Raw genomic sequence first — 15,873 nt, 5'->3', positions numbered from 1 at the left:
ACACTCCCGAAAACGACGACAGCGCAACGCGCCGATTTCGTCCTGGCGTCCCTTGAGGACGCCAGGGGGCCACACCGTTAGGCACGTCTTACAGCTTCAGCCGTTCAACCATGCGCTCATAGCCTTCCACCTTGGACAGCGGTCCGATGGCCGCCACGGTGGGCGTGGTCGAGAACAGGCGGCGGGCGACGCGCATGATCTCGGCATTGTCCACGGCCTCGACCTTGGCCACCACTTCGGCGGTGGGGATGGCCCGGCCATAGACCAGGATCTGGCGCGCCACCTGTTCGCAGCGCGACGACGTGCTTTCCAGGCTCATCAGGATCGACGCCTTGAGCTGGGCACGGGCGCGGTGCAGTTCGGCCTCGGTGACGCCGCCCACCACCTTGACCACCTCGTCGCACATCACCGGCACCAGTTCCGCCGCTTCGTCCTCGCCGGTGCCGGCGTAGATGCCGAACAAGCCGCCGTCGCCATAGGACGAGGTGAAGGAATAGATGGAATAGACCAGACCGCGCTTTTCCCGCACTTCCTGGAACAGGCGGCTCGACATGCCGCCGCCCAACAGGGTGGAAAGCACCGACGCGGTGTAGTAGTCGGGGTCTTCGTAGGACACGCCGTCGAAACCGAGCACCAGGTTGACCTGTTCGATGTCGCGATCTTCGCGGTAATCGCCGCCCACATAGGCCGCCGTCTCGGGCTTGACGTCGGGTTGGGTGGAAAGCTTGGCGAAGGCGCGCTCGGCCTCGGCCACCAGGGCGTCATGGTCGACCCGTCCGGCCGCCGCCAGCACCATGCGCGGCGCCGAATAATGCGTCCCCATGTAGGACAGGATGGTGTCGCGGTCCATGCCGCGCACCAGATCCTCGGTTCCCAGCACCGGGCGGCCCAGCGGTTGCGCGGGATAGGCGGTGGCCTGGAAATGGTCGAAGATGATGTCGTCTGGAGTGTCGTTGGCCTGGCCGATTTCCTGAACCACCACGTCCTGTTCGCGGGCCAGTTCCTCGGCATCCAGGGTCGAGTGCTGGAGAATATCGGCGACGATATCCAGCGCCAGACCGGAATCTTCCTTCAGCACCTTGGCGTAATAGGCGGTGTGGTCGCGCGCGGTATAGGCGTTGAGGTGACCGCCGACCGCGTCCATTTCCTCGGCGATGTCGCGCGCGGTCCGGCGTTCGGTGCCCTTGAACGCCATGTGTTCCAAAAGATGCGAGATGCCGTTGATCTCGGGCGGTTCATGCCGGGTTCCGGCGTCCACCCATACCCCCAGCGACGCGCTTTCCACGGTCGCCATGGGATCGCTGACCACGCGCAGGCCCGAAGCGAGCCGGGTTTCGCGGATTTGCATCAACGGCGCCCCTTGACGAAAGCGGATACGTAATCACGGACGGCGCCCAGATCGTTGGCGACGACGTCATAACGCTCGGGCCGGTCGAACAGATCGGCCAGATGGGGCGGAAGCGCCGGCCGCGTCCCGGTGGCTTTTTCCACCGCGTCGGGGAACTTGGCCGGATGGGCGGTGGCCAACGCCACCATGGGGCTGTCGGCCCGAAGAATCGCCTTGAGTCCGGCACCGGCCCCGATGGCCGAATGGGGGTCCAGGCTTTCGCCGGTGCGGGCCTGGATGTCGCGCATCAGCCCAAGCGTGGCGGTGTCATCGAAGCGGTGGCCTTCGAACAGCTCGCACATGGCGGCGAAGGCGCCCTGGGGCATGCTCATCACGCCGGTCTTGCGGAACTCGTCCATCAGCTTTTGCACCGCCGCGCCCTCGCGCCCGACGTAATCGAACATCAGGCGCTCGAAATTGGACGACACCTGGATATCCATGCTGGGCGACAGGGTCGGCACCACGCCGTTAGCGGTCATCCGACCGGTTTCGAAGAAACGGGTCAGGATGTCGTTGGTGTTCGACCCCACCACCAGCCGGTCGATGGGCAGGCCCATCTGCCGCGCCACGTAGCCGGCGAAGACGTTGCCGAAATTGCCGGTGGGTACGCTGAAGCTGACGGACACGTCGGGCGCGCCCAAGGCAACGGCCGAGGCGAAGTAATACGCCACCTGGGCCATGACACGGGCCCAGTTGATGGAATTGACCGCCGACAGGTTGAATTCGTCACGGAAGGAATGATCGTTGAACAGCGCCTTGACCATGTCCTGACAATCGTCGAACGTGCCCTCGACCGCCAGATTGCGGACATTGGCCGACAGGATGGTGGTCATCTGGCGGCGCTGCACGTCCGAGGTGCGGCCCTTGGGATGCAGGATGACGATGTCCACCGCGTCACGATCGCGGCAAGCCTCGATCGCCGCCGAACCGGTGTCGCCCGAGGTGGCGCCGACGATCAGCACCCGCTGCCCCTTCTTCTTCAGCACATGGTCGAACAACCGGCCGACCAGTTGCAGGGCGTAGTCCTTGAACGCCAAGGTCGGGCCGTGGAACAGCTCGCACACCCATTGATTGGGGCCGATCTGCTTCAGCGGCGCCACCGCCGGATGGGTGAACCCCTTGTAGGCGTCGGCCACCATGGCGGCCAGTTCGTCCTCGCTCATGCAGCCGGCGACGAACGGCGCCATCACCTTGGCGGCCAGTTGGTCATAGGGCAGGCCGCGAAGCGCGCGAATCTGGTCCAAGGTGAAGGTCGGCCAGCTTTCCGGCACGTAAAGGCCACCGTCACGGGCCAGACCGGCCAACAAGACGTCGTCGAAATCGAGAACCGGGGCGGCACCCCTTGTGCTGACATACTTCACGGAACCAGAACTCCAGCGCAAAATTGCCGGTACACTAACCATCTAGCCGCCATCGGGCAAGGAATCAGGCGAGATAACGCCGCCTGAGATGGGCTTCGAACACCTTGGCGTCGAGCGGACGGCCGGTGGCTTGGACCAGCAATTCGCGGGTGGACAGCGAACTTCCCTTGGCATGGACGTTGGCACCCAGCCAGCCGCGCAGCGGCGCGAAATCGCCGCGCCCGATCCCCGGCAGGATGTTGCCGTCGGCCTGGGTGGCGGCGTCGAACAATTGCGCCGCCGTCATGGCCCCCAGGGTGTAGGTGGGGAAATAGCCCCACGACCCGCCGAACCAGTGAATGTCCTGAAGACAGCCCAGCCGGTCGTCGGGCGGCGTGATGCCCAACAGCCGGGCATAACCGTCGTTCCAGGCGGCAGGCAGGTCGGACAATTCCATCCGTCCCTCGACCAGCGCCTTTTCCAAGCGATAGCGGATGATGACATGGGCGGGATAGGTGACTTCGTCGGCATCGACGCGGATGAAGCCGCGTTCGACCTTGAGGCCCAGCCGGTACAGGTTGTCGGCCGACCATTCGTCCCCCTTTCCGCCGAACGCCGCCGCCAGACGCGGCGCCGCCCAGGCCCAGAATTCGGGCGAGCGGCAGGCCTGCATCTCCATGATCAGGCTTTGGCTTTCGTGCATCTGCATGCCGCGCGCACGCCCCACCGGCTGGTGGCGCCAGCGTCCCCCCGGCAGGCCGAATTCATAAAGCGCGTGTCCGGTCTCGTGGATCACCCCCATCAGCGCCGAGGTGAAGTCGGCTTCGTCGTAGCGGGTGGTGATGCGGGTGTCGTCGGGGGTGCCGCCGCAGAACGGATGCAGACTGGTGTCCAGGCGCCCCCGCTGAAAGTCGAAGCCCAGCGCCGCCATCACCTCGTGCCCCAACCGACGCTGGCTTTCGGTGGCGAAGGGACCGGACGGCAGACGCGGTGCCGGCCGCCGGGCCTGCGCCTCCAGTGCCTGAGCGATGAAAGCGGGAAGGAAGCTTTCAAGATCGGCGAACACCACGTCGATTTCCGCCGAGCGGCCATCGGGTTCGTATTGATCCAAAAGCGCGTCGTAGATGCCGACCCCCAGCGCCTCGGCCTTGGCCTGGCCGGTCTCGCGTACCAGGGCAAGAACCGTGCGCAGGCTGGGCAGAACCTGGGCGAAGTCGGCCTCGGCACGGGCCTTGCGCCACACCATCTCGCAAGTGCTTTCCGCCTTGGCCAACGCCTCGACCAGATCGGCGGGCACGGCCGCCGCATGCACCCACTGACGCCGCATCTCGTGCAAATTGGCCTTTTCCCAGGAATCGCCCACCTCGCCCTCGGCGCGGACCAGAAGATCGGGGATTTCCGGGGCGGTGACGGTCTCGTGCGCCAGGGTCTGAAGCAACGCCATCTGGTCGGCGCGGGCCTCGGCCCCGCCTTCCGGCATCATCGCCGCCATGTCCCATTGCAGCATGGCCAGCGCGTCGCCCAGGATCGAGCTTTTGCCGAAGATCGCTTCCAATCGTCCATAGGCGCCCTGTGCGGCCATGCCCTCTTCCTTTTCTCCGGTGCGACGGCCACCAGCTTAGAACAGGCCGGCGGGTGGTGGACAACGCTTTTCCAGGCTATTGTGGCGGCCAAACCCCAGGACGGAGGAAACACCCGCCATGACCAAGCCCCGTTTCGCCGTGGTGCTGTCCGGCTGCGGCGTCTATGACGGCGCCGAAATCCACGAAGCGGTGATGACCTTGTTGGCCATCGACCGTTCGGGCGGCAGCTATCAATGCTTCGCCCCCGACGTCGCCCAGATGCATGTGGTCAACCACCTGACCGGCCAGCCCAGCGGCGAAAGCCGTAACGTGCTGGTCGAGGCCGCCCGCATCGCCCGCGGCGCCATCAAGCCGCTCAGCCTGTTCGACGCCGCCGATTTCGACGCGCTGGTGTTCCCCGGCGGTTTCGGCGCCGCCAAGAACCTGTGCAGCTTTGCCGTGGACGGCCCCAACTGCACCGTCAACCCGGATGTGGAAAAGGCGATCCGGGCCATGCACGCGGCATCCAAGCCGATCGGTGCCTTGTGCATCGCCCCGGCCATCCTGGCCCGCGTGCTGGACGGGGTCGAGCTGACTATCGGCAGCGACGCCGGCACCGCCGGCGCCCTGGAAACCATGGGCGCCCGCCATGTGACGCGCAGCCACGCCGAACTGGCGGTGGACAAGGCGGCCAAGGTGGTGACCACGCCGTGCTACATGCTGGACGCCACCATCGGCCAGATCGCCGACGGAGCCCAGGCGGTGGTGACCAAGCTGGTCGAGATGGCACGCCCCTGAACCATCTGCGTCATACTCGTTTCAGAAATTCCCGACCTTTGGTCGGAAATTCGCAGTACCGGCATCATACGTCCTTGCCGTTCAACCTGAGATGCAGGCGCGTCAGCTCGGACAGGCTGGGCGCGCCCATCTTCTTCAGCACGTTGGCACGGTGGCTTTCCACCGTGCGGATGCCGATGTCCAGCTCGGCGGCGATCAACTTGTTGGCCAGGCCCTGAACCAGCAGTTCCATCACCGCCCGCTCGCGCCGGCTAAGGCGGCGATAGCGGGCGAACACGTCGGCTTGTTCCCCGGCCCGCTGACGACTCTCGGCATCATGGGCGAAGGCGGCGCGCACACGTTCAAGGAAATACGTTTCGGGGAAGGGCTTTTCCAAAAAATCCCAGGCGCCGCCGCGAAAAGCGGTGACCGCCACCGGCACTTCGCCATGGCCGGTGATGACGATCACCGGCAAGGGAGCGTCCTGGCGCCCCATCCAATCCAGCAATTCCAGCCCGCTCATCCCCGGCATGCGCTGATCCACCACCAGACACCCCGGACGGTTCGGCCGATAGCCGGCCATGAAGCTTTCGGCGTCGGCGAAGGTTTCGCATCGCAAACCGGCCAGGTCGCACATCACCGACATGCAATGGCGGACGGCCGCGTCGTCATCGACGATGAACACTGTGGGATCAGACATTTTCCACCGCAGGAACCGTGAAGGAGAAACAGGCGCCGCCCGAGGTGTTGGCGGCCAGCCACAGCCGCCCGCCATGAGCCTCGACGATCGAGCGGCAGATGGGCAGGCCCAACCCCATGCCCGACGGCTTGGTGGTGAAGAACAGGTCGAACAGGGGGCCGACCTTGTCCTCGGGCACGCCGGGACCGTTGTCGGCCACCGACACTTCGACCTTTCCGTCCACCGGCCGCGCCGAAAGCCGGATTTCCCCCCCGGCACCGCCATTGCCCGGCCGCGCCGCCAGGGCATCGACGCTGTTGCGCAGAAGGTTGAGCAGAACCTGATCAAGCTGAACCCGGTCCATCCACACCCGCGGCAAATCCTGGGGCAGATCGGCAACCACGGCGATGCCATGGCGGTTGGCGTCGGGACGGGCCAGCGCCAACATGTCCGCGACCGCACCGGCAAGGTTGACCGCCGCCGGCATGCCGTCCTGGCGCAGGAAGCCACGGATGCGGGACAGCACCTGGGCGGCGCGTTCGGCCTCGCGCGCGGCACGCTCCATCAGGTCGACCACGGCATCGCGCTCTCCCCCGCGCAGCAACAATTGCAGGCTGGAACGGGTGTAGCCGATGGTGGTGAACAAGGGCTGGTTCAACTCGTGCGCCAGACTGGACGCCATTTCGCCGATCAGGCTAAGCCGGGCGACGCGGGCCAGTTCGGCCTGGCGCTCGCTCAACCGCGCCTCGAGCCGCCACCGCTCGCTGACCACCGCCCCCACCAACAGGCCGGTGGCCGCCAGGGCGACCATCACCGCCTGGTAATAGGTCAGGTCGCGCCAATGGCCCGACACCGCCAGCAGACCCAACACCACCCCCACCTGGGTCACCAGCACCGCCACCGTGGCCGCCGCCACGCCACGGCGCATGGCCACCCAGATGATGGGCGGAAACAGTACGTAAAGAATTTTCGACGGATCGGGAACCAACGGGTTGAAGGTCAGCGCCAAGGCCGCCACCACCGCCGCCGCCTGAGCCAGCGCCTCAAGCCGTCCCCGACGCGGACCGTCATGCGGCATGCCGCGCCGATGCAACAGCAGAAACGGTGTCACCGTCAGGATGGCGATCACGTCGCCCACCCAATATTGCACGGCCACCGAGGGGAATGCGCTCCATTCCAGAAAACCGGCCACCGCATAGGGAATGGTGAAACCGGCCGACGCCGCCACCGCCGCCACCGGCACCACCACCACCAGCCAGACCATGTCCGACAGGCGATCGAGCGCGGGACTGACGGCGAAACGCCGGACAAGGACCAGGGAACCGACCGCATAGGCGCCCAGCACCAACACGTTGGCCACCACCAGAACCGGCAACGGCGCCGGCATTCCGCGCACCACCACGTCCCCGGCCATCAGCGCGACGAAGGTCAGGATCGGGGCCAGCGCCCCGCGCGGCCGAAGCAACAGCAAGGCCATGTAGAGCCCCGCCGGCGGGTTCCACGGCGTGATGTTGATGGCCGGCGCCTGGTGGATGAAGGTCGCCCAATCCAGCGCCAGATAGACGGCAAGGAAGGCGACGGGAAACATCCTTCCGCCGATCGCGAACCGTCGCACCCCGTCGCCTCCGTTCATGCGCCGGCGAGGCGGCGCACCCCGCCTCGCCGACCGCACGTTTAGTTGTTGAAGTAATCCTGGGTGCCGTGGGCCGCGATGGCGTCCGACAGGCGCCGCAACGCGTGGACATAGGCGGCCGTGCGCATGGTCACCTTCTTTTCCTGCTGGATGTTCCAAACATGGCGCCCTTCGGCCTCCATGATCGACCTGAGACGCTGGTGCACCTCCTCGACCGTCCAGTAATAGCCCTGGCGGTTCTGCACCCACTCGAAATAAGAGACGGTGACGCCGCCGGCATTGGCCAGAATGTCCGGTAGCACGACGATCCCCTTGGCGGCAAGGATGGCGTCGGCTTCCTTGGTGACCGGACCGTTGGCCAGTTCCAACAGCACCTTGGCGCGAATCAGGTCGGCGTTGCCGGAATGGATCTGGTCCTCCAGGGCGGCCGGCACCAGGACATCGCAATCGATGGACAGCAACTCGTCGGGCGACAGACTGACGGCACGCCCCTGCTCGGCGAAGGCGACGACCGAACCCTGGGCGTTCTTGGCTTCAAGCACCGCATGGGGATCAAGACCGTCGGCGGCGTGAATGGCACCGCGCGAATCCGAGATGCCGACGATCTTGTAACCGTCGGCGTGCAACAGGTTGGCGATGTGGACACCGGCGTTGCCGAAGCCCTGGACCACCACCCGCTTGGCCGACGAAGCCAGACCCAACTCGGTCTCAAGATGCTTGAGCAGGTAATAGCCGCCACGGGCGGTGGCGTCGTCACGCCCCAACGAGCCCCCCAGCGGGATGGGCTTGCCGGTGATGACCGCCGGGCTGGGCTGATGAACCATCGAACTGTATTCGTCGGCCATCCAGCCCATGATCATGGAATTGGTGTAGACGTCGGGCGCCGGAATGTCGCGGTCGGGGCCGATCATGCTGGCGAAGGCCTGGACATAGGCGCGCGACAGCCGTTCCAACTCGGTCCGCGACAGGCCGCGCGGGTCCACCTGGACCGCGCCCTTGCCGCCACCATAGGGCAGGTTCATCACCGCGCATTTGAACGTCATCCAGAACGCCAGCGTCGCCACTTCGTCCACCGTCGAGGCGGGATGGAAGCGGATGCCGCCCTTGGTGGGACCGCGCGTATCGTCATAGCGGCATCGCCACGCCACGAACGACCGGCGCGAACCGTCGTCCATGCGGATGGTCAGACGGGAAGACAGGGTCTCCTTGGGGAAGCGCAGCTTCTCCAGAACCTCCTGGTCGACCGTCAGGTGACGAGCCGCCTCGTCAAGGCGGGTAAGGGCATTGGACAGCATTGCCAATCCGGTCATCAATCTCTCCTTCCGTGCTTCCGGCGACGCTCCTTCCACCAAGCTTGAAGTGCTCCAAGATGGCCGCGTGAATCGTGCTACCGAAGATTCGGTGCAATCTACGACCTTGCAGGCCAGATCAAGAATACCGTGATTCTACGGAAAACAAGTTATTGACTTCCCGACAAAAGCATCCGACAGCGCGGTTTTCCTGGATTTATCAGCAAAACTAAACGCATCTGACTTTGATATATCCTGAGAATCCGGGGGTTGACCCAAGCATCCCGTGTTGCGCATTTTGAATGTTTATAGATAACACATCCGAGGGCATCGAATTTGCTGCCGTTTTTAAGCGACGAAACACAACGCCCCACCACCGAAGATATCGAGCGCACGGCGCGCGAGATGGTGGACCGTCATGGCAGCGCGGCGACCGCCATGCTCCGCGAACGGGTCGCGGCATTGGAAACCGCCGCCCGCTGGCGCGAACACGCCACGGCGTTGCGGGTGCTGTCGCTGATCGAACGGACGGTTTAGCGGAAGTAGTAGAGTTCCGAGGCGGCGATGATCCAGGTGCAGACCACGGCCACCGCCACATAGCAAGCGGCCGCGACCCACGCCATGGACCGCGTCATGGCCGGTGCCGCCTGGGCCAGGCTGGCGGCGCGACGGAAGTGGTGGACCGGCCACGAGGAAACGGCCAGCGCCGTGCCGACGAACAGCGGCAGGTAAAGAGCATAGCCGACATAGCCGTATTCCGGCTTCAACAGACAGAACGGGCAATGGTGCTGGGGTTGGGCGTAGACATAGGTCGACACCACCGACACCACCGACACCATCACCGCCACGAACACCGCCGCCGCCACCGGCGCCAAGGCGGCCGACAGCACCGGCCGCCGCCATGTCCACACCGACAGCAGCAGGGTCAGCCCCAACCCGCCATACAACAGCACCAGCGCCGGCATCGGCGCCAGCGAGGACATGTCCGCCCCCACGCCCTCGCGGTCCACCTCGAACAGCTTGCTGCAACACGAGGTCAGGACGTCGGCGCGCAATCCCGAGAAATAGGCGTATTGCAATCCGGCAGACAGCACCACCGCCGGCACCAGGATCAGCAACAGCGCGTATTTCACCCGCACCAGCGGATAATCCCAGCCCTGGTTGTCGGCCCGGTTCACCTGAAGCCACACCACCGCCAGGAAGAACAGCGCGATCTTGGCGATCAGCGCCGGAAAGCCATAAGGATCGGCGTTCAGGCTGCCCACCGCGCACATGGCGCCGACGAACATCACCGCCATGGCGTCGGCGTTATAGACGAACAGCCACAACGACAGCACCTCGCCCCACAGCACCACCGCCATCAGGGTCGAAACCAGATAGGTTCGCCGTTCGAGCACCAGTTGCCGGGCGGAACCGCTGGCCGGATTCCATTCCATCAGGATGGTCCAGCCATAGGCCGCAGCCACCGCGACGCCGGCCACCGCCGCCGCCGACCACAGCAACAACGCCATGATCGTCGGGTGGAACAGCATCAGCGCCGCTCCTCGACACGGCCGTCGCGCAAGGTGACCACATGGTCGACCATGCCGGCCTCGAACACGCGGGGGTCATGGCTGGTCAGGATCAGCGTCTTGCCCTGGGCCTTCAGGGTCTCGGCGATGCCCAGGAACTCGCGCGTCAAGGCGGTGTCCAGGTTGGCGGTGGGCTCGTCGGCGATCAGGATCGGCGGGTCGTTGACCAGGGCGCGGGCGATGGCGGTGCGCTGGGCCTCGCCGCCCGACAGCATCTCGACCGGGGTGTCGGCGCGGTGTTCCAGCCGCAGCATGGACAGCAGGTCGAGCGCCCGCCGACGCAGCCAACGGTGCGGCGGCGCCTGGGGATAAGCGGGCAGCATGATGTTGTCGAGCGCGCTCATGCCGCGCAACAGGTTGAAGCCTTGGAACACGAAGCCGAAGGTTTCCTGGCGGATGCGGGTCAGGAACCGCTCCGGCATGCCCGAGATGTCGCGACCGTCAAGGGCGACACGCCCGGAACTGGGCCGCGCCAGACAGCCGATCACCGTCAACAGCGTGGTCTTGCCCGAACCGCTGGCCCCGCGCAGCACGGTGACCTTGCCACGCGCGATGTCCAGGTCGATTCCCACCACCGCCTGGACCTCGTTGGGCCGGCCCTCGTTGTGAATTTTCGAGACCTTCTTGAGCGAGATCAGTACCGTATCGGTCATCGCATCACCGTGTCGGGGTCGATGGTCGCCGCCCGCCAGATGGGAAAGATGGTGGCCAGCGTATAGGGCACCACGGTGAAGAAGAAGATGGTGGCCACCTGCTGGCCGTTGATCTCGGGCACCAGACGGAACCGGGGATAAAGGATCGCCCAGCCCTTGAGCGCGGGCTCGAACAGCGCCCCCGAGAAATAGAACACATGTCCGTAGGCCAAGACGTAGCCGGCCAGAAAGGCGAGCAGCGATACCAGCGCCCCCTCCCAGAACTTGACGGCGATGACGTCCGAGGTTTCCCAGCCGATGGCCTTGAGCACACCGATCTCGCGCCGTTCGTCCGCCGACAGGCCGGCCGCCTTGTCCCAGGCCAGGATGACGAAGGCCAGAACCGCCCCCGACAGCACCACCGCCACCATGCCGCCGCGCCAGTCGAACAAGGCTTCGTAGGTGCGCAGCATGTCGGCTCGGGTGACCACGCGGGCCTCGGGCAAGGCCAGGGCGATCTTGGACGCCACCGTCCCCACCTCACGCGGGTTGCGCACCGACGCCACCACGTCGGTGAAACGGTCGGCCGGAAAACCGAAGAACGCGCGGAAATCGCCTTCGTTCATCAACACCAGATCGGCCGAGACCAGTTCCGAAGCGCTGTCCAGCGTGCCCGACACGGTGAAACGAACGATACGGCCATCGGGAGCCATGAAATGCACGATGTCGCCGGTATCCAACTGGCGCAGCCGGGCGATGCCACCGCCGATCACCACCGCACCGGATTCCACCGGACGGTCGGGCGGCACCATCAGGGTGTAGTTGGCCCGCATGCCGGCGTCGTAATAATACCCCCACAACCGCCCTTGAACCGCGCGTACACCGCGAATGCCGGTGATGGCGGCGACGGCGCCGGTCGGTACCGGATCGTTGCGGCCGGCGATCATGCGCTGGACGACGATTTCCGGGCTGGATTCCAGGATCGCCTGGGCCTCGCGCCGCAAACCGTGGGTCATCAGCGACACCGAGGCCAGCACGAACACCAACAGCACATAGACCGCAAACAGCCCGAGATTGCGTCCCCGGCGACGGCCGAGCGAGGCGACGGTGAAGTCCACCAGATAGAGATGACGGGCGAAAAAATGGTTCATGGCTGTTTCTCGTGCCAGCGGGTCGGCGGCATCCAGGCGGCCGAGGGGAAATGATCGAGGGCGGCGGGATGGTCCTGGAACGCCGAATGCAGGTCGGCCAGCGCCGGATGGCGGGTATAGCGCGCCTCGGTGAACAGGCTGAGGTCGGAAAGCTGCAAGGTCTCGGCCAATGCCGCCCGGTTCCGACGCGCCAGCGCCTCGGAATCGAAACGAAGGGCGGCGTCCACCAATGTCGCCAAGGCCGCTGCCAGGGCGACGGCCAGAACCGACAGAGACGTCGTCGACAAACGTAGGTGTTTGTTCATGACAGGCCGCCGAGAAACAAAGTCCACGTCAGGATCGGCGAAGCAAATGCCCAGTGTCATTGACGGCCGTCAATTTCATGGAAAATAAGAAATATCATGGCCGACATCAGGGAAACCCCGAATAAGAGGAACAAACTTCCGTAATCTCGCAAGGAATCCCCGCATGCGTATTGCAGTCGCCAGCCAGAACCTCCTGACCGTCACCGGTCATGCCGGCAAGACGCGGTCCTTCATCGTCTACGAGGCTCAGTCCGGCCAGATTCCAGAACAGATCGGGCGGCTGCAACTGCCCGCCGAACAGACCATCCACAACTGGTCCGCCGACGCCCCCCATCCTCTGGACAGCATGGACGCCATCATCGTCGGCAGCGCCGGTGCCAATTTCGTCGCCGCCATGACCCGCCGCGGCGTCGAAACGGTGATCACCGACGCCACGGACCCGGCGGCGGCGGTCGTGGCCTTCATGGCCGGCACCCTGGACCGCCTGCCGCCGCACGACCATTGATTCAAAAAACGTCCAATATTGACACCTGTCATGGTTCCGGGCGGCGGCGGCGCCCATGATCTCCTTGGCTTCCGGTCGGAAGAAAGGCGGCGCCCGTCCCCTCCCCCGGCCATCGCTTCGGCAGGCGACATACCTTCCCCTGTCCCGGCTTGCCGAACGATGGCCAACGGGCGCCGTCCCCCACCGCCGCCCGACAAGGCACGGACTCCGTACACTTCACCGAAGCCAGGTCGCCGGACTTGACCACGGGGCGGTTCAAGCCCGGAGAGGGATGCCGGCAGCGACGAAACGAGATTCTGCGGAGGTTCTCACCCTTGACCCCAGGTCCAGGGTTCGTCGCTGCCGCGTCTCCCTTGGCCCACGACAAAATCTTCGGCAGAAAACGTGACCCCCGTCAAAAAGAAAAAGGAAAATTGACAGGTGTCATGGAAGCAAATCCTGCCCATGTGTGACATTTCCCCTCGTGCATCAATGACATGAACGTATCCGGCTGTTGCCCATGCAACCGCCACCGGACAGTCATTGTCCATTGTGGGGCGCATGTATTCCCCAATTAACGAAGGGGGTTATGTGATGAATTTACTTCTGAAATGCTCGGCGGCAGCGGCCGCGCTTCTGAGCCTCTCGCTCACCTCGACGGCGTTCGGGGCCGAGACGCTGGAGCAACTCATGAAACGCCGCAACCTGACGCAAAAGGACCTGATGGCGGCGGCCAAGACCTATACGCCGACCGGCGGCCGCGACGAGTTCCTGGCCTTCGCCTCGGGCGGCCAGGCCGGTCAGATGATCGTCTACGGCGTGCCGTCGATGCGCATCTACAAGTACATCTCGGTGTTCACGCCGGAACCGTGGCAAGGCTTCGGTTTCGACGAGGAATCCAAGAAAGTGCTGGCCCAGGGCAAGGTGGACGGCAAGGATCTGACCTGGGGTGACACCCATCACCCGGCCATTTCCGAGACCAACGGCGATTACGACGGCCAGTACCTGTTCATCAACGACAAGGCCAACCCGCGCATCGGCGTCATCAACCTTCATGATTTCGAGACCACCCAGATCGTGGTCAACCCGATCATGCGCTCGGAACACGGCGGCGCCTTCGTCACCCCCAACACCGAATACGTGATCGAGACCACGCAGTATCCGGCGCCCCTGGACGGCAAGTACGCGCCGCTCGAGGAATTCAACGACAAGTTCCGCGGCGCCATCACCTATTGGAAGTTCAACCGCGAGAAAGGCAAGATCGAACCCGAGAACTCGTTCTCGATCGAGCTGCCGCCCTACAGCCAGGATCTGGCCGACGCCGGCAAGGGCCCGTCGGACGGCTGGTCGTTCAACAATTCCTTCTGTACCGAACGCTACGTGGGCGGCATCGAGCGCGGCCGTCCGCCGTTCGAGGCCGGATGTTCGGCCAACGACACCGACCTGTTGCACGTCATCAACTGGAAGAAGGCGGCTGAACTGGTCAAGGCCGGCAAGGCCACCAAGATCAACGGCCACGACGTGCTCAGCATCAAGACGGCGGTCGAGGAAGGCATCCTTTTCCTGATCCCCGAATCCAAGAGCCCGCACGGCGTCGACGTCAGCCCCGACGGCAAGTACATCATCGTCGGCGGCAAGCTGGACAGCGCGGTGTCGGTGTTCAGCTTCGACAAGATCATGGCCGCCATCAAGGACAAGAAGTTCTCGAGCAAGGACCCCTACGGCATCCCGATCATCGACATGAAGGACGCCTTGCACGTCCAGGTGCCGCTGGGCCTCGGCCCGCTTCACACCCAGTTCGATTCCAAGCCCTGCGTCGCCTACACCTCGCTCTACGTGGATTCCATGGTCGCCAAGTACGACTATTGCGAAGGCAAGGTGCTCGACAAGATTTCCATCCACTACAACATCGGCCACCTGATGACCATGGAGGGCGACAGCGTCCATCCCAAGGGCAAGTATCTGGTGGCGTTGAACAAGCTGGCCATCGACCGCTTCAACCCGGTGGGTCCGCTGCATCCGCAGAACCACCAGTTGATCGACATCAGCGGCGACAAGATGGAACTGCTTTACGACATGCCGGTGCCCCTGGGCGAGCCGCATTACGTGGTGGCCATCTCCCAGGATAAGCTGAAGCCGTCGGTGCGCTATCCCTATGGCACCGATTCACGTACCGAACAGAAGCACCCGCAATCGGTGCGTCCGGGCAGCGAACGCATCGACCGCTCGCCGGGTAAGGTCGAGGTGTTCGGCACCCTGATCCGCTCGCACATCACCCCCGAGATCGTCGAGGTCGAGGAAGGCGACGAAGTCATCTTCCATCTGACCAACGCCGAACGCGCCGAGGACGAAACCCACGGCTTCGCCATCAACGCGCACAACATCAACCTGTCGCTGGAACCGGGCAAGACCGCGTCGGCCCGCATCGTCGCCGACCGTCCCGGCGTCTATCCCTATTACTGCACCGAATTCTGCTCGGCGCTGCACCTCGAAATGCAGGGCTATCTGATGGTGCGGCCCAAGGGAACCAAGGCGACGGCCGCTTCCGCGACCTCGGCCAAGGAAGGCCAGACCTACACCAAGGCCGACTTCGACAAGCAGTGGAAGTCCTGTGAGGACACCCAGGCGGTGATCGACCAGGTGGTCGGCTACATCACCTCCACCAACTACAAGGACTTCAAGCCGGTGGTCGATCTGGTGGACGACGCCACCGACCAGTTGAACTTCGCCGCCAGCGCCAAGGGCAAGGCCGACGAGTTCGCGAAGCAGCAGAACTGGCAGCAAGCCACGTTGTGGGCCGGCCAGTGGTGGCAGTACCAGGTCAAGGCGGCCGACATCGGCCTGCGCGCCAAGACCTATCTGGAAGAGCACGGCGCGAAAAAGATCAAGTGATCCTTTTCGCCCAGGCGGGGGCGGGTTCGCCCGCCCCCGTCCCTTTCGTCACGGAACGCGGATCGGCGGGAAACCGCCCCAGCGGACGGCCAACCCCCGTCCTCCCGCCGCCGCCTTTCCCCTTTTTTCAAACAAGGTTGCTGTCCATGTCCATTTCCTCCGCATCCCAAT

14 protein-coding genes are annotated in these 15,873 nt (G+C 64.6%); 4 read left to right on the top strand and 10 right to left on the bottom strand.

Annotation, left to right across the window (positions count from 1 at the left end):
- Nucleotides 1-88 precede the first annotated feature (88 nt).
- From G4223_RS01385 to G4223_RS01375, 3 genes are all read right to left on the bottom strand, one after another.
- Nucleotides 89-1,348, bottom strand: a complete 1,260-nt coding sequence (locus G4223_RS01385; RefSeq protein WP_163674027.1) for a M16 family metallopeptidase — start codon at nt 1,346-1,348, stop codon at nt 89-91.
- Nucleotides 1,348-2,748 (bottom strand): threonine synthase, encoded by a 1,401-nt coding sequence (gene thrC, locus G4223_RS01380; protein WP_163674025.1) that lies wholly within the window; start codon nt 2,746-2,748, stop codon nt 1,348-1,350. Before thrC ends, G4223_RS01385 begins: the two co-directional genes overlap by 1 nt.
- Nucleotides 2,749-2,812: 64 nt before the next feature.
- Nucleotides 2,813-4,309: a carboxypeptidase M32 gene (locus tag G4223_RS01375; RefSeq protein ID WP_163674023.1), complete on the bottom strand. Its 1,497-nt coding sequence runs from the start codon at nt 4,307-4,309 to the stop codon at nt 2,813-2,815.
- 118 nt (nt 4,310-4,427) lie between these two features.
- On the opposite strand from G4223_RS01375, the gene elbB reads away from it, so the two are divergent.
- On the top strand, nt 4,428-5,087 hold the full coding sequence (gene elbB / locus G4223_RS01370) for an isoprenoid biosynthesis glyoxalase ElbB (protein ID WP_163674021.1): 660 nt from the start codon (nt 4,428-4,430) through the stop codon (nt 5,085-5,087).
- A 64-nt stretch (nt 5,088-5,151) separates the two neighbouring features.
- Here elbB and G4223_RS01365 read toward each other — a convergent pair whose 3' ends face one another.
- Genes G4223_RS01365 through G4223_RS01355 form a run of 3 tightly spaced genes read right to left on the bottom strand, consistent with a single transcriptional unit; the run spans nt 5,152 to nt 8,688 of the window.
- The gene (locus tag G4223_RS01365) at nt 5,152-5,766 is read right to left on the bottom strand and encodes a response regulator transcription factor (RefSeq protein ID WP_163674019.1); all 615 of its coding nucleotides are present in this window, start codon (nt 5,764-5,766) and stop codon (nt 5,152-5,154) included.
- Nucleotides 5,759-7,360 (bottom strand): ATP-binding protein, encoded by a 1,602-nt coding sequence (locus G4223_RS01360; protein WP_163674016.1) that lies wholly within the window; start codon nt 7,358-7,360, stop codon nt 5,759-5,761. Before G4223_RS01360 ends, G4223_RS01365 begins: the two co-directional genes overlap by 8 nt.
- Nucleotides 7,361-7,419: 59 nt before the next feature.
- Nucleotides 7,420-8,688, bottom strand: coding sequence for a Glu/Leu/Phe/Val family dehydrogenase (locus G4223_RS01355; protein WP_163674014.1), 1,269 nt, complete (start codon nt 8,686-8,688; stop codon nt 7,420-7,422).
- A 315-nt stretch (nt 8,689-9,003) separates the two neighbouring features.
- Between G4223_RS01355 and G4223_RS01350 the strand changes: the two genes are divergently transcribed.
- Nucleotides 9,004-9,204: a hypothetical protein gene (locus G4223_RS01350; protein ID WP_163674013.1), complete on the top strand. Its 201-nt coding sequence runs from the start codon at nt 9,004-9,006 to the stop codon at nt 9,202-9,204.
- Here G4223_RS01350 and G4223_RS01345 read toward each other — a convergent pair.
- Genes G4223_RS01345 through G4223_RS01330 form a run of 4 tightly spaced genes read right to left on the bottom strand, consistent with a single transcriptional unit; the run spans nt 9,201 to nt 12,326 of the window.
- Entirely contained in the window at nt 9,201-10,199 is a 999-nt protein-coding gene (locus tag G4223_RS01345) for a hypothetical protein (protein ID WP_163674010.1), read from the bottom strand. The two genes, G4223_RS01350 and G4223_RS01345, sit on opposite strands and share 4 nt — an antisense overlap.
- The gene (locus G4223_RS01340; RefSeq protein WP_163674008.1) at nt 10,199-10,891 is read right to left on the bottom strand and encodes an ABC transporter ATP-binding protein; all 693 of its coding nucleotides are present in this window, start codon (nt 10,889-10,891) and stop codon (nt 10,199-10,201) included. Before G4223_RS01340 ends, G4223_RS01345 begins: the two co-directional genes overlap by 1 nt.
- On the bottom strand, nt 10,888-12,021 hold the full coding sequence (locus G4223_RS01335; RefSeq protein ID WP_163674006.1) for an ABC transporter permease: 1,134 nt from the start codon (nt 12,019-12,021) through the stop codon (nt 10,888-10,890). The genes G4223_RS01340 and G4223_RS01335 overlap by 4 nt, the downstream gene beginning before the upstream one ends.
- The gene (locus G4223_RS01330; RefSeq protein WP_163674003.1) at nt 12,018-12,326 is read right to left on the bottom strand and encodes a hypothetical protein; all 309 of its coding nucleotides are present in this window, start codon (nt 12,324-12,326) and stop codon (nt 12,018-12,020) included. Before G4223_RS01330 ends, G4223_RS01335 begins: the two co-directional genes overlap by 4 nt.
- Nucleotides 12,327-12,489: 163 nt before the next feature.
- Between G4223_RS01330 and G4223_RS01325 the strand changes: the two genes are divergently transcribed.
- Entirely contained in the window at nt 12,490-12,831 is a 342-nt protein-coding gene (locus G4223_RS01325; RefSeq protein WP_163674002.1) for a NifB/NifX family molybdenum-iron cluster-binding protein, read from the top strand.
- Between the two features lie 573 nt (nt 12,832-13,404).
- A complete protein-coding gene (nosZ, locus tag G4223_RS01320) occupies nt 13,405-15,702 on the top strand; it encodes a Sec-dependent nitrous-oxide reductase (RefSeq protein ID WP_163674000.1) in 2,298 nt (765 codons plus the stop codon).
- The last annotated feature ends 171 nt before the right edge of the window (nt 15,703-15,873 follow it).

The organism is Magnetospirillum aberrantis SpK, assembly GCF_011022235.1.
GTDB lineage: Bacteria > Pseudomonadota > Alphaproteobacteria > Rhodospirillales > Magnetospirillaceae > Magnetospirillum > Magnetospirillum aberrantis.
Note: the sequence above shows the minus strand (reverse complement) of the source record. Positions and strands in the feature narration are given on the sequence as shown.